At 53.2% G+C, this 14,120-nt stretch carries 12 protein-coding genes; 7 read left to right on the forward strand and 5 right to left on the reverse strand.

The annotated features are described in order from the left end of the window. Nucleotide 1: 1 nt before the first annotated feature. Complete coding sequence (locus VFA09_20150) at nucleotides 2–703, reverse strand: response regulator transcription factor (protein ID HZU69596.1); 702 nt, start codon at nucleotides 701–703, stop codon at nucleotides 2–4. Nucleotides 704–943: 240 nt separating this feature from the next. Between VFA09_20150 and VFA09_20155 the strand changes: the two genes are divergently transcribed. The 6 genes from VFA09_20155 (at nucleotide 944) to VFA09_20180 (ending at nucleotide 8,834) form a co-directional block, all read left to right on the forward strand. Then, complete coding sequence (locus tag VFA09_20155; GenBank protein ID HZU69597.1) at nucleotides 944–2,653, forward strand: AMP-binding protein; 1,710 nt, start codon at nucleotides 944–946, stop codon at nucleotides 2,651–2,653. A 9-nt stretch (nucleotides 2,654–2,662) separates the two neighbouring features. After that, the gene (locus VFA09_20160) at nucleotides 2,663–3,970 is read left to right on the forward strand and encodes an acyltransferase (protein HZU69598.1); all 1,308 of its coding nucleotides are present in this window, start codon (nucleotides 2,663–2,665) and stop codon (nucleotides 3,968–3,970) included. After that, the gene (locus VFA09_20165; GenBank protein ID HZU69599.1) at nucleotides 3,967–5,538 is read left to right on the forward strand and encodes a pyridoxal-dependent decarboxylase; all 1,572 of its coding nucleotides are present in this window, start codon (nucleotides 3,967–3,969) and stop codon (nucleotides 5,536–5,538) included. The genes VFA09_20160 and VFA09_20165 overlap by 4 nt, the downstream gene beginning before the upstream one ends. Before the next feature lie 17 nt (nucleotides 5,539–5,555). After that, a complete protein-coding gene (locus tag VFA09_20170) occupies nucleotides 5,556–6,503 on the forward strand; it encodes a cysteine synthase family protein (protein ID HZU69600.1) in 948 nt (315 codons plus the stop codon). Nucleotides 6,504–6,940: 437 nt separating this feature from the next. After that, the gene (locus tag VFA09_20175; GenBank protein ID HZU69601.1) at nucleotides 6,941–7,966 is read left to right on the forward strand and encodes a PHB depolymerase family esterase; all 1,026 of its coding nucleotides are present in this window, start codon (nucleotides 6,941–6,943) and stop codon (nucleotides 7,964–7,966) included. Beyond that, nucleotides 7,920–8,834: an alpha/beta hydrolase-fold protein gene (locus tag VFA09_20180; protein ID HZU69602.1), complete on the forward strand. Its 915-nt coding sequence runs from the start codon at nucleotides 7,920–7,922 to the stop codon at nucleotides 8,832–8,834. The genes VFA09_20175 and VFA09_20180 overlap by 47 nt, the downstream gene beginning before the upstream one ends. Nucleotides 8,835–8,854: 20 nt before the next feature. Here VFA09_20180 and VFA09_20185 read toward each other — a convergent pair whose 3' ends face one another. The 4 genes from VFA09_20185 to VFA09_20200 form a co-directional block, all read right to left on the reverse strand. Further along, on the reverse strand, nucleotides 8,855–9,220 hold the full coding sequence (locus VFA09_20185) for a DUF1801 domain-containing protein (protein ID HZU69603.1): 366 nt from the start codon (nucleotides 9,218–9,220) through the stop codon (nucleotides 8,855–8,857). Between the two features lie 35 nt (nucleotides 9,221–9,255). Continuing rightward, nucleotides 9,256–9,711: a DUF3037 domain-containing protein gene (locus tag VFA09_20190; protein ID HZU69604.1), complete on the reverse strand. Its 456-nt coding sequence runs from the start codon at nucleotides 9,709–9,711 to the stop codon at nucleotides 9,256–9,258. Further along, complete coding sequence (locus VFA09_20195; GenBank protein HZU69605.1) at nucleotides 9,689–10,471, reverse strand: HipA family kinase; 783 nt, start codon at nucleotides 10,469–10,471, stop codon at nucleotides 9,689–9,691. The genes VFA09_20190 and VFA09_20195 overlap by 23 nt, the downstream gene beginning before the upstream one ends. Nucleotides 10,472–10,817: 346 nt before the next feature. Continuing rightward, nucleotides 10,818–12,383 (reverse strand): family 20 glycosylhydrolase, encoded by a 1,566-nt coding sequence (locus tag VFA09_20200; GenBank protein HZU69606.1) that lies wholly within the window; start codon nucleotides 12,381–12,383, stop codon nucleotides 10,818–10,820. Nucleotides 12,384–12,700: 317 nt separating this feature from the next. Between VFA09_20200 and VFA09_20205 the strand changes: the two genes are divergently transcribed. After that, complete coding sequence (locus VFA09_20205; protein HZU69607.1) at nucleotides 12,701–14,026, forward strand: protein kinase; 1,326 nt, start codon at nucleotides 12,701–12,703, stop codon at nucleotides 14,024–14,026. Nucleotides 14,027–14,120: the final 94 nt, after the last annotated feature.

The raw sequence follows: 14,120 nt of genomic DNA on the forward strand, positions 1-14,120 counted from the left end.
CTTACCCTCGCAATGTATAGCCAATGCCGCGTATGGTTTGCAGTAAGTGCGGTGGATTATCGTTCAGTTTTTCGCGCAGGTGGCGGATATACACTTCAATGATGTTGTCATCGCCATAATAATCATAGCCCCAGACACGCGAGAGTATGATATCGCGTGTGAGTACCTGGCGCGGATGCATAAGAAACAACGCTAAGAGATCAAATTCGCGTGGGGTCAGATCAATGCTCTGCCCATTATAGGTGACGATACGCGTGCCTCGATCAAGGGTGATGTCATGAAACGTGAGTACATCCGCGAATTCATTGCCATGTCGCCTCATGACCGCTCGCACGCGCGCCATCAGCTCTTTGAACGCGAACGGCTTTGTGACATAATCATCGGCCCCGACATCCAGTCCAGAAACGCGGTCGTCGATATCTCCTTTCGCGGTAAGCATGATGATGGGGGCATCGTTTGTCTTGCGTAATTGGCGTGCGACCTCGATGCCATCTAAGCCGGGGAGCATGATATCTAGAATGATGATATCGGGATGATGCGCCGTTGCAGCCTGTACTGCTTCAGGACCGGTAGTGGCGACCTGGACGTTAAACCCTTCATATGAGAATCCCAGTTGTAGAAAGTCTACTATCTGCGGCTCATCGTCCACTATTAAGGCGATAGGTTGCCTGCCGCTCATGTTATTTTGATTCAGTGTTGCCATAGATACATATTTTCTGCCTGCAAGGGCGATGGTAAAAGGCGATGAGACCGGCCCTTGCCATATATATTGATTGGTTACGGTTTCTCCAGGGCAATCATACATTTTTCACCCAGCATCAGTATAGCAAATTTCGCTGAAAAATTGCTGAATTCAGGGATTTTTCAGCGAGGGATAGCTTCTTTTTCAGTCTGATGGATCAGAATAAAGACGATTTAAAAATTTCTTGAGAAGGAGATAAAGGTGTTAACTTTTCGGGAGGATTTAGAGGGCATAAGGAATCTTGCCAGGGGGTCATTATATAAGGGCCTTGTCGAGTGGGCACGCATACAACCGGAGGCGGTGTTTGTTGTGGAGGCGGAAACAGGGCGGGAGCTTACATATGCGCGCGCGCTTGCGGCGGTTAACGCTGTACGACGGATGCTCGGTGAGGCTCCACGACGGGTAATGCTGACTTTGCCCGGCGGAATAGCCAGCGCGGTAATCTGGCTGAGCGCGCTGAGTGGGGGACACCTGTTAGTGCCGGTGCCGCCGGATGCGACTGATGATGAGAAGTTGCGGATTATGCAAAAATACGAGCCGGATGTTTTGTTTGTTGAAAACACGGAGGATTTTGCTTATCCCTATGCCAGAATTATAAGCCGGCAGCAATGCGATGCCTTGATTGAAGAGGCGTTTTTTTATGGCGCTATCGAGCCGGTGGAGGGGCGGATTTGTTTGACGACGTCGGGTTCGACCGGCACGCCGAAAGGGGTCATACTGAAGGAGAGGCAGATTGCCTGGACTGCGGATCGTGTGCGTGCCAGTCATGAACTTTCCCGTGTAGATCGAGGATTGACGGTGCTGCCTTTCTTTCACGTGAACGCGCCGGTGGTAAGCCTCTGCTCGTCGCTGCTGGCCGGTGGCACGGTTATTATCGCGCGACGGTTCAGCAGGAGGAATTTCTGGTCGTGGATCGAACGCTACCAGGTTACGTGGGCAAGTATCGTGCCAACTATCGTGGCGATGCTGCTGGAAACAGAAAGACCGGCTTTTCTGCCGGGGTCTTTGCGCTTTGTACGAACGGGTTCGGCTGCGCTGCCTGCTGCTGATCTGCTGGCTTTTGAGGCTCGCTTCGGCATTCCTGTTATCGAAACGTATGGTTTATCGGAGGCGGCGAGCCAGGTGGTTGCTAACCCTGTGCCGCCAGGAGTTCGCAAACCAGGCTCCGCCGGTCGTCCCGTTGGCGTGGCTTTGCGTATCTGCTATCCGAGAACTGATGGCAGTGGAGAGCATGTTGAGTTATTGCGCGATGTTGAGCCTGGGGAGACGGGTGAAATCTGTATTGCCGGCCCCAGCGTGATCGATGCCTATGCAGATAATGCTGGACAAGGGGCCTTTTCGGATGGATGGTTTCGCACCGGCGACCTGGGATACCTGGATGAGGATGGCTACCTGTTTATTCGGGGACGCCTGCGCGAGGTGATTAATCGCGGCGGAGAGAATATCGCGCCGCGCGAGGTTGAGGAAGTGCTCTTGAGACACGCCGCGGTACGAGAGGCGGCTGTGGTCGGTCGTCCTGATGCTATCTATGGCGAACAGGTCGTGGCCTATCTTGCCGTCAGGGGCGCGTGGACTGAGGCGTTGGCGCGGGAGCTGCATGAGTTCGCGGCGCAACGGCTAAGCTCCCAGAAAGTGCCTATCGATTTTATTGTTCTCGATGCGCTGCCGAGGAATGCTACGGGTAAGATTGACCGGCATTTGTTGAGGTTGCGAGAACGGGCGGGCACGGGCAGGCGGGAGGCGGGCGACTATAAGGGTACGCCCGGAGGGGCCGATGAATCGGCGGTGTGTACGGTAAACCGGCCCCTCCGGGCCGATCAACCGGCGATGGGGGCGAGCAATGGTGGTCGGGGCCGATCAACCGACGAGGGGCACGGTGAACCGGCCCATACGAATACAGTAGGGGGTTGAGGTGGTGAGATGGTGAAAGAATTACAGGCTCGCCGCCCGCACGTGTATGAATTAGATCCGCTGCGAGTGATAACGGCTCTCTGTGTTGTCGCTGTGCATGCAGTCGCTTTAACTACTTTTCTCAACCATACGAGTGTGGGGGCACAGATACAAAATGCGCTGGTGGTGGCACTGCACTTTACAAGAGAGGAGTTCATCTTTGTAACGGCCTTCGCACTGATCTATGTCTATCATGGGAAGCCTTTTGATGTCAAGAAATTCTGGGCCAAACGAAGCATAGGGGTTCTGCTGCCCTATTGTATCTGGAGCGCGATCTATGTCGCGGTTAACGTGCCGGGACAGGCGCCGCTCCAATATATTCAGACCACGCTTATTGATATAGTGTCGGGGAATGCTTCATTTCAACTGTATTACATCCTGCTCACCCTACAGTTTTATATCCTCTTTCCGCTTTTCCTGGTGTTCATGACGCACGTTGCAAGCCATCCATGGAAAGTATTAAGTATTAGCTTCGTGCTTGAGGTTCTGTTGCTCTACGCGGACTATCGATGGGTGCAGCAGGGTACGCTGGCCTCATCCGGCTTCTGGCAGTTTTTCGCTACCTACCAGAATCGCTTCATACTGATCTACCAGTTCTACTTTGTACTGGGCGGGTTTACGGCATTGTACTTCCAGCAGGTGCGCTCATTTGTGCTGCGCAATGGATGGTTGATTGCATGCGGATTCCTGACTGCAACCGCTGCGCTGTGGCTGCACTTCGTGCTGCAACTGCGTGTGTACCAGGAGTCGATGGGATACGCGACATCGGTTTTGCAACCGATCATGGCTTTCTATAGCCTGGCCGTGATCCTCTTTTCGTTCTGGCTTGTTTGTCGTTGGGCAAGTCACAGGCAGAAGGACAACCTGCCACGCGGCTATCGCACCTGGCAGGTGTTATCAGATGCCTCGTTTGGAGTATACCTCATCCACGTTCTCTTCCTGACGGCAATCCTGAAATGGGTGCTGCCCGCAATGCCGGCAGCGTGGCCCATCGCAATCCGCGTTTTTCTCACCTGGTTTTTGACCGCGGGAAGCGCAATGGGAGCGACGGTGATATTGCTGTATATTCCCGGCTTAAGTCACCTGGTTGGGCGCGCGCAGCCCACAAGTAAGAAGGTAGCACCAGGGGCGCTTCAAACATCTGTAGGGGCCGATAATGGGTTTGAACAAATTATTCCGTCCATCGCAAGGGCCGATCAATCGGCGATGGGCGCGATCAATCGGCCTCTACGGCAGAGCCGTGGAGCCGATTCATTTGCAAGGAGAAGAACGATATGAAAACGATAGAGAGCTTTTCATTGAACAGAGAAACGAAGGTAATGCCGGATTCGTCAACCGGATTGTCTTTTGATAGGGAGACGTTCCGGCAGTTTGGCTACCGGGTGATGGATGAAGTGGCTTCGTACCTGGATGAGATAGATGAGCGGCCTATATGGCAACCAATGCCGGATGAGGTACACCAGGCCATCCGAGGGCAGGAGCTTCCGCTGGAGGGACAGCCATTCGAGCAAGCGCTGGATTTCATTCAACACATGATTCTTCCTTATCCACAGGGGAATGGGCACCCTCGCTTTGCCGGGTGGATTAACTCGGCGCCTGCCCATGCCGGTATCCTGGTCAAACCATTGGCGGCTGCTATGAATCCCAATTGTGGCATCGGAGATCATGCCGGCCAGGAGCTGGAACGGCGCATGGTGCAGTGGATCATGGAACTGTGCGGATTTCCAACAGGGGGAAGCGCCGGTGTGTTCGTCAGTGGCGGCTCCGAGGCCAATTTCACGTGCTTGCAGGCCGCTCGCCAGTGGGCAGCGCGCGTTGATGGCTGGGATGTACGGGCTGAGGGCGTGCAGGGAATGCATCGTCCTTTTATACTGTACCAGTCAGATCAGGGGCATTTTTGCATTCGCAGGTCGGTCGAGGCGATGGGGCTGGGCCGCAATGCGATCCGTATTATTCCTTCGACAGATACTTTCCAGATGGATGTCAAGCAGCTGCGCCAGCAGATTATTGACGATTGGGCAGCGGGACTGCGGCCATTCTGTGTGGTTGCGACCGCCGGAACTGTCGACACGGGCGCGATTGATCCGCTTGACGAGCTGGCCGATTTGTGTGAAGAGCAAGGACTGTGGCTGCACATAGATGGCTCCTACGGCTCTTTTGGCATTCTCGATGAGGATGTTGCTCCTCTTTACAAGGGCATCGAGCGCGTGCATTCCCTGGCGACCGACCAGCATAAGTGGCTCTCTGTTCCTATTGACTGCGGCTGCGCGCTGGTGAGAAATGGTGAGGCGCTGCGCGATGCATTTCGCCTCACTCCGCCGGGGCAGGATGAGCATGAACCGTGGCAGTCGGAATATACATTGCAGCGCACGCGCAGGTTCAGGGCGTTGGAAGTCTGGGCCATCGTTCATACTGCCGGTCGCAATGGGCTGGCCAGGGCCATTAGCAAAAATATCGAAATGGCTCACCTGCTCGGACAACTCATTGAAGCCAATCCAGACCTCGAACTCGTGGCGACAGGCCCATTGAGTATTGTGCGTTTTCGCTATGCTCCAGAGGAACTACGCGATGAGCCATTGCTACTAGACCAGTTAAATAAAGCGCTGACCTACGAAATGCAGCGGCGTGGGAAAGCATTTCTGACGAGTACGCATTTTCAGGACAAGGAGGTACTGCGCGCCTGTATGGTCAATTATATGACCACTGAAGAAGATGTATGGGCCATCATCGAGGAAACGATTGCTACAGGCAAACATGTTGCGGGCCGTTACTTCCACTCTCCACGCGCTTTTATTGACACCGCTGCTGTATCAGAAAGTATCGCTCAATTGAGTGCGAAGCCATAGAAAGAGAGTGATAAATTATGCGTTATGCAAACATTTTGGAGACGATTGGGAATACGCCACTGGTCGAACTGAAAAGTTTTACTATCAAGCCAGGTGTGCAGATCTTCGCGAAACTGGAGGGGATCAATCCATCGGGTAGCATCAAGGACCGCATCGCGTTGAAGATGATCGAGCAGGCTGAAGCTGAAGGTTTGCTGGCGCGAAACTCGATCATACTGGAACCGACAAGTGGCAATACGGGAGTGGCGCTGGCGCTGGTGGCAAATATGAAGGGATACCCGTTCACAGCGGTGATATCCGAGAAAGGAACGCAGGATAAACGCCGATTGCTCGAACTGTATGGTGCCGATATCATCACTTCTCCTGGATCAGCCGGCAGCAATGGAGCTATCCGGCTGGCTCAGGAGTTAGTTCAGAAGGATAAGCGCTACGTGATGCTGTATCAATACGGCAATGAGGCCAATGCAGCGGCACACTATACGACTACGGCGGCAGAGATCATTTCGGATATGCCCGGCGTCGATGTCTTTGTCGCGGGACTGGGAACAGGCGGAACGCTGACAGGCGTGGCCCGGCGGTTAAAGATGCACAATCCTGGTATTCGCGTTGTCGCGGCAGAGCCGGTGCAGGGCGATAGTATTCAGGGATTGCGCAACCTGGCGGATGGTTTCGTACCCCCGGTACTCGATTTATCGGTCATCGATGCCCGGCAGTTAGTTTCAAGTTCCGAGGCCTGGATGCGCTCGTTGCAATTAAAGGCGCTGGAGGGGATTTTCGCGGGACCTTCGAGTGGCGCGGTGCTGGAAGTGGCCCTGCGTATCGCGGCTACTATGAATCGTGGCAAGATTGTGGTCATTCTGGCGGATGGAGGCTGGAAATACATGAGCGAGGATCATTGGATGACAAAGCTCTCGCCCCCGCCATTGGTGGCCGGTACTGATCAGAGGGTTGTTTTCGCCGCATAGGACGGGAAATGTAAAGGCGAAGGAGGGAGAAGACAGGCAAACCAGATACGAGTGAAAGGCGGGCGACCGCAAGAGTACGCCCCTACATGGCCGACCATAAAAGAAGGCTCAGCGCAACATTTTTATTCGTAGTCTCGTTGTGATAGAATGGGTGCTGCTTTGCGCATATTCTTTTTACTGGCCGGCGAATTGGTTGCACTGAACGCAGCGGGGCGAGGACAGGTACAAGACGCTGTCCCCAGAAGGTACTCCGCCACCAATCTTGCCATATTCTTCATATAGAGAAGGTAAGAGTTGTGGTAGGCAATGGAGTCAGGAGTGACAAAGTATCGCTTAAGAAAAGAGGCCCAAACAAGGCACTCCGTACAACTCTGATCGGTTTGATAAGCGTTCTCGTTTGTGGCCTGTTATTGATCTGTAGTTATAGCCCGTCCGGCATGTCTAAAAAGACTAACCATGCTTTAGCAAAAACGAGCATAGTTACGCATCCAATAGTAAGTTCAGGCTGCGGCAAACCGGCGCCTTTCTCGCCTGGCTCGAGTGAGAACGAAACGATCAGGTCTGGGGGATTTGCCCGACTGTTCCGTTTGCACCTGCCTTCGGGCTACAGGAACAACACACCACAGCCTTTAGTGCTGAACTTTCATGGACACGGCAGCACTGCTACACAGCAGGAACATTTGACGAAGCTGTCGATACTGGCCGATCAGCAGGATTTTATAGCGGTCTACCCACAGGGGATGGTTGGGCCGGATAATACAACCGGCTGGGCGACAGGGCCGGCCCACGACCCGCATGCGAACGATGTGCTGTTTGTGAGCGATCTCTTGAATAGCTTGCAGGCGCGGCTATGCATCGATCCGACGCGCATTTATGCCATGGGATTTTCAAATGGTGGTGGGATGGTAAATCTGCTGGCGGCACAATTGTCAGGGCGGATCGCAGCATTTGCTTCGATATCAGGCTCGTATTATCCTGTACCTGGCGGTTATCATGTTGTGAGGTCGGTTCCTTTGCTCGAAATACATGGCACAGGAGACCGGGTTGTGCCTTATAATGGCAGCGTGTCGAAGGACTACGAATCGGTGACGAAATGGCTGCTGAGTTGGGTGCAGAGAGATAATTGTAATAACCGGCCAGATATATTCTTGAGGCAAAAAACGATTATAGGCGAGCAATGGCTGGGGTGTAGGGATGGAGTGGCGATTATTCACTATCGCATTTTGAATGAGGGGCACATATGGCCACATATGCTATTCGACGAGCAAATTCAGAAGAAATGGTGCCAGGTTACGGCTGCAGCCCTGATCTGGCAATTTTTCAAAAATTATCCAATGGTGGTGCGCCAGGTGAGCAATTTGAAGCGAGATACGTATGTTTTTGGTCAAGAAATTCATAGTTTGGATAGCTCTTGCAATGATTATTATGGGTCTGGCACTGATCGCGCTGGGAATATTTTCTAACGACGCGGCAAGTGGGAAAAGCAGGCAAAGCAGCTCTCAACATGTTCCTGCGCCTGTTGCCACGAACAATCCTACTCCCACGGCAGCACAACCATCTTCGACGGCTACCACCTTCGATGGATTTCAGACACTTACGTTTAACGATGCAAGCGGGTCGAAGATGACCTACTATCTCTATATCCCCACCGGTTATAATCCTGGGCAGAAGTATCCACTTGTGCTGTTGCTGCATGGCGGTGGAGAGGTTGCAAAGGCCAATGCGACTGCCCAACAGAACAGAGATGTACTGCTCAAGCAATATTATGTACAGGTATGGATTTCTCCGGCAATTCAGCAGAAGTGGCCGAGCTTTATTCTTGTTCCCCAGGTTATGGCACCGGATCGCTGGGTGAATGTTCCCGCTTCCACCGGCTCCTATACTATGACTTCGCAGCCCAGCAATTCTTTACGCATGGCAAAAGAAATCCTGGATTGGGTGCAACAGCAATACAAGGGCATAGACTCGCATCGACTCTACGTCACGGGACTTTCCATGGGAGGCTATGGAACCTGGGAGGCGATTGAGCGCTGGCCGAACTACTTCGCGGCAGCGGCTCCGCTTGCTGGAGCGGGCGATCCTTCAAAAGCGTATCTGCTGGTTCGCGAGCCAATCTGGGCGTTTCATGGGGCAAAGGATACGGTTGTGCCCGTATCGGGTTCGCGGGATATGATTTCTGCTATCATGCTGGCCGGTGGTCAGCCGCTTTACACCGAATATCCTGATGCCGGGCATGGTCTATGGGGTCCCGGCGGAGTTTACGATCCAAAGGCGGACCCTCCTTTCTTCGAGTGGCTGTTTTCGCAAAAGCTGCCGCAAGGTGGAAAATGAGATAAAAAAAATAGTATTGTTCATTGTGGCAGGGTTCTCTCCCTGGTAAGGAACGTGACAATTTGCTCCACGAAATCGGATGGGATCGGTTTCTCTACTGGGAACTTGATCGTACCCTTAGCTGTTTTATAATGCGAGAGTTCTTGCTGGAACGCTTCATCGCCAGCGGGTATAGGATGCAAGGAAATATGGTGTTTCCAACCGGCAAAGAACACTAAATGTCTGCCATAAAGATCGAAGGTAGGTATGTTATAGCTGATGGTCTCCACGGCATTAGGAGCAGCGCGATGAATGGCTTGCCTAACTTGTTGCAGGGCAGCCTGGACTGGTCCTGGAAAGGTGGAGATGTATTCGTCAATGGTGGTGAAGTGTTTATTGTCTGTCATTCATGTATCCTCTTTCTATGATTCCCTGCGCAGGGCTAACGTTCAGGCTCGCGCTGATGAGCGATTTTTCCTGGAACGGACAATGTTGTATCTTTTTGCTCTCTCTCAAGCAGCACCAGTTTCTTCATGAGGTTCTGTAATTCTTCCTCTGGATTGCTGCAGATACCGGCATGTACGGGCGAGGTCTGGATGATGGTGCTGCGTGGGGATATGAGCCAGTTAAAACGTTCTGATTGGGAGAGCTGCCCGATAGGACCGCCCTGCTTTTTTCCATGGCAGATCTGGATGATATGCTCAAGCTGTTGCTGCACGGCAGTAAGATCAAGTTGGGGAGCAAATGCGCGCAATCGCTCATAGTCAACATGGATGGATGCATCGAGAAAACGGCGCGTCGGGCTGTGCAGGATAATGCCGACGTTGAGGCATTCGCCACGCTCAACATGGGGAACGACACGAATGATGGCGTAATCATATGAGCTGGTCTCGCGCACGCAGGGCCTCCTCTACAAAGATTTGTGAATTTGCCAGGCGATCCAGCAAGTAATTCAGATAAGCGGCTCGATGAGCAGCGGGGTCTGGGAAGTCGGGATCATCCTCTAACCAGGATTCGGGAATGAGGTCGACGATATCCTGGAGTATCTGCGGTGAAAGCCGCGCGCTCAGGTCTCGATCAACTTCCTTTAGGGCGGACGCTACCGGCAAGAGGACATGATTTTTGATCGGAGAAAAGGCTATGCGGCTGCGCTCAATATAGTTCGAGTTCACGTGATGGAAGTAGAGCGAGGAGCCGTGGTCGATGAGCATCAAGCGGCGATGCCACCAGAGCATATTGGTGTTGCGCGGTGTGCGGTCAACATTGGTTATGTAGGCATCGAACCAGAGAATTGACGAGGCCAGTACAGGGTCTACGCTGCCGGCATCCAGGGCGTCGAAAGGCAGCGCGCCGGGCAGAAAATCGAGCGCGAGGTTGAGGCCCTCACTCGCCTCAATCAGTGCTTGAATTTCAAAGTCCGGCTCTGAGCGGCCCAGTACAGGATCAAGCTCCATGAAGACGATTTCAGGCACGGGCAGTCCGAGCGCGCGGCCAATTTCACCGGCAACCAGTTCTGCAATCAATGCCTTCGTCCCATGACCGGAGCCGCGAAATTTGAGTACATAGAGACCATCATCATCGGCCTCAACAATAGCGGGCAGCGAACCACCCTCTCTTAGCGGCGTGACATAGCGTGTAGCAGTTATTGTTCTTAGCATCCTGGGATTTCTTCTATGAAACGGGTCTTTTGGGCGTGATAAATCAGGCCCCTACTAGTGTATCACATGGGATGAGGATTCTCGTGGCAAATGGACGTGGGACCAATAAGGGATTTTTACCAGCAAAATCGGGAAGCCTGGTGGCTCGGGCTGTGTCATTCTGAGCGCAGCGAAGAATCTCAGCACGAGGGGGCACAGATTCTTCGCTGCGCTCAGAATGACACGGCTTGGCTCGCTCGGATGGGCACGGATTCTTCCCCTTCGTTGCTCAGGGCTTCGGCTTCTTGCGCTCAGCATGACACGGTGGCAAGGTGCAGATTCTTCCCTTTCGTTCCTCAGTATGCGGTCACCAGGTTGGTACAGCGGGCAGGTGCGTGCCGGGAGGGTCGCCAATGAGTATGGCTAATTGCTGGAAGAGTTCATAGGGTAAGGGGGTTGTGGGGCCGTTCCAGAGTTTTTCGCTGAGCGTGGGCATGGCGGGTTTCACGCGGGCATAGACATCTGTAGTGCTTACTTTGCCGATCGCGTCGTTCCATACGGCAAACATGCCACCTAGCAGGTGAGGATCGTTTGGTGCAAGGTTGAGGCTGGGACGTGTGAAGTCGAAGATGTTTGGCTCCCATTGCTCGTAGAGCTGGCGGGTGTCTAAATAGTCATGATAGTATCCCGCCTTGGGGACGATATAGAGAAGGTTATCGTTCACGTTAATGATGTGGAAACCCTGCCTGACCATATCTACGGGGTTAGACCAGCTATTGTTCCAGTCTTCGATGACGATATTTGTGTTGATGGGAATGTTACTGTTCATCTTCGACAGGCTCCCCCATATGCGCACAGTTTTGTCTTTCTGGTTAAGAAATACGTCGAGCGCGTTGAGGAAGAGGCGGTAGTCGTTTGCAGCGCTGGTAACATATTCATCGGCGCCAATATCGACCTGGGAGGCCTGAAACCATGGTAAAAATGTATTCCAGAGGGACTCTACAAAGGTATAGGTTGCGGGATTGCTCAGGTCAAGCATCTCTTTTGAGTATGCGGAGCTGGCGAGGTCAGGACGATACTGGGTGAGAGCGAGGTCATGGGCGGGCATGTCAATCTCTGGCGTAATCGTGACGTGATACTGCCTGGCAACGGATTCGAGCGCGAGGATATCTTGCTCAGTATAGGAACCACTGGGAGCGGCAAGACCGGGAAAGTTCGGGCTGTTGAGGCGAAATGCGGCAAACTGGTGCATCCAATTCGAATTATTTCCGGCTCCAGGCGCGTTATCATTCAAATGAAGCTGGAAATCGTTCATCTTATACCAGGCCATCATGCGCACGATGTCCTCGAGGTAGCTGATGGGGAAATATTTGCGCCCGACATCGAGCATAAAGCCGCGTTCAGGATACTGCGGGTAGTCTCTTGCCATTCCCTTGGGGATATAGGTGCGGGCGGAGTCTTCTCTGAGTATCTGCAAGGCGGTGCGCGTTCCATAAAATACGCCTGTGCTGGTATGGGCGCTGATTGTGACGGCATCCTCTACATCGAGGAGGTAGCCTTCGTTGCCGAGGCCGCTATCCAGGCTGGTCAGCGTCAGGAAAAAATCTCCGGTATTGGGTGGGCTTGATATGGCTATAGGAAACCTGGTGCCGGTTTCATTGAAGAGGTCATTCTGGAAAACCTGGGCTGTATCGAGTAACTGCGCTTTGTAAGAAGGGTCCACAACGATGCGCGATGTATAGCTGAGGGCAAACGAGCCAGTGCTACCCTGCCACTGCTGTAGAGCAGGAATGACCGGCGGGGCAGGATTGATGTAGGCAAGTTCGTAGCCGGTGAATTGCAGCGGATGAAAATAGGTGAAGATGCTGGCGGCGAGGAATAGCGTCACTGCATATAGGATGATGATGCGCTTTTTGGTGAAATATCTGCTCAAGAACCTGTTCCTCGCACGAGAACTCCAGGGCGACCGCCAGGGTCGCCCCTACCATTGATAGGTAGTGGTTTCGATTTCGCAACAAGCACAGGTAGTATAACCGAAATAGAACACATTGTCAAAACAAGAAATGTCAAAATGACAAATGCCCTGCTGAGATGAGTATTGATGAACCATTTACTCTAGTAGAGTATATCTCCTCCTCAATCACCTCTGAGGGGAGAAAACTGACGTTAGAAATCTGGGATAGGGTATCTTTCAGGTGGTAGAATATGGTGTAGGGCAAAATGGATGCGATATACCAGGATTACTGATTCATGAAAATATGTACGTTTTGTGGAACGAAAAATCACGACGATGAGAGCTTCTGCACGCATTGCGGGGCATCTCTGGATTCGTCTCCTGCCAGCGGAAATGTGGATACAAGCCTGCCCGCAAGCACCACGAACACCACACAGTTCCTGATTCCGGGCGCTCAGTTGCAGGAGGGGCGCTATGTTATCAAGAAGATATTGGGGCAGGGAGGAATGGGTACGTTAGCGCTGGCTATCGATACGCGCCTCGTCGATAAGCCTGTGGTTATCAAGGAACTGATTGCCGAGCATGCCGACCCAACAGAAGATGTGCGCAACTTTCAACGCGAGGTGCAGACGCTGGCGCATCTCGACCACCCGCTCATTCCGGCGGTGACCGACCACTTTCAGGAGGGGTCGCACTACTTTATGGTGCAGGAATACGTCGAGGGTGAGAACCTGGATGAGCGAATGGAGCGCATCCGGCGACCGATGGATGAACAGGAAGCGCTCACCTATGCCGCGGAAGTGCTTGATATTCTGGATTACCTGGAGCAGCAGAGACCACCGATTGTGCATCGCGATATCAAGCCGGCCAATATTATTATCGGGGCCAGGGATCAAAAGGCCCACCTGGTAGACTTTGGCATTGCCCGCCTCTATGCTCCCTCGAAGGCACAGCGCAAACAGACGACCGCCCTCGGCACGCCTGGATATGCTCCGCCGGAACAATACCAGGGCAATGCTGAGCCACGTTCTGACCTGTATGCACTGGCGGCGACGCTGTATTACCTGTTGACGAATCGCGATCCGACCGAGCATCCGTTATTCCAGTTTCCGCCCGCGCGCACAATTAATCCACGGTTGTCTTCTGAGGTAGAGGCGTTGCTGGAACGCGCGCTGGCGCTGGATATCAACCGGCGCTACCAGACGGCGTTGGAGATGAAACGCGATATCGATGCTATCCTGTATCCAACGCTTGAGAGTCCAGGGCTGCAAAGTACAGGTATAGGGACGACTCACGCACCCGGACAGTCCAGTCCGTTAGGGCGCATACCGATTTCAGGGCCGTTGGGGGGATATTCATCCGGCCAGATGCAACAGTTTTATCAACCACCTGTGTCACGACCGGTAACACGCCGGTCGCCTTTCGCGCCTTACCCGCCTTCACATACGTTCGGCAGGCAGCAACAGCCATCACCCTCACCCGGCAAGCAGCCACTTACAAGCAATGTGGCTTTCGTTTTTTTCCTGTTCGTGCTGTTCATTTTCCTGCTCGGTATCGTGGGCTACTTCCTGCTGAGTTACGCGCATGGCCTGGGCGCTGTTCCTACCAGTATGCCGTTCTAGCGTGAGTAGGATTTCCGGTGATTACCCAGAATGCAACGGGGGGATTCTTCGCTGCGCTCAGAATGACATGCCCCGGGCATGTCCAGACACGTCC

The sequence above is a fragment of the Ktedonobacteraceae bacterium genome, from assembly GCA_035653615.1.
Lineage (GTDB): Bacteria > Chloroflexota > Ktedonobacteria > Ktedonobacterales > Ktedonobacteraceae > DASRBN01.

Excerpts from the sequence above, each read along its gene's own strand:
- VFA09_20150 (HZU69596.1), bottom strand. The coding sequence starts at position 703 with ATGGCAACACTGAATCAAAATAACATGAGCGGCAGGCAACCTATCGCC.
- VFA09_20160 (HZU69598.1), top strand. The coding sequence starts at position 2,663 with ATGGTGAAAGAATTACAGGCTCGCCGCCCGCACGTGTATGAATTAGAT.
- VFA09_20165 (HZU69599.1), top strand. The coding sequence starts at position 3,967 with ATGAAAACGATAGAGAGCTTTTCATTGAACAGAGAAACGAAGGTAATG.
- VFA09_20170 (HZU69600.1), top strand. The coding sequence starts at position 5,556 with ATGCGTTATGCAAACATTTTGGAGACGATTGGGAATACGCCACTGGTC.
- VFA09_20175 (HZU69601.1), top strand. The coding sequence starts at position 6,941 with ATGTCTAAAAAGACTAACCATGCTTTAGCAAAAACGAGCATAGTTACG.
- VFA09_20180 (HZU69602.1), top strand. The coding sequence starts at position 7,920 with ATGATTATTATGGGTCTGGCACTGATCGCGCTGGGAATATTTTCTAAC.
- VFA09_20185 (HZU69603.1), bottom strand. The coding sequence starts at position 9,220 with ATGACAGACAATAAACACTTCACCACCATTGACGAATACATCTCCACC.
- VFA09_20195 (HZU69605.1), bottom strand. The coding sequence starts at position 10,471 with ATGCTAAGAACAATAACTGCTACACGCTATGTCACGCCGCTAAGAGAG.
- VFA09_20205 (HZU69607.1), top strand. The coding sequence starts at position 12,701 with ATGAAAATATGTACGTTTTGTGGAACGAAAAATCACGACGATGAGAGC.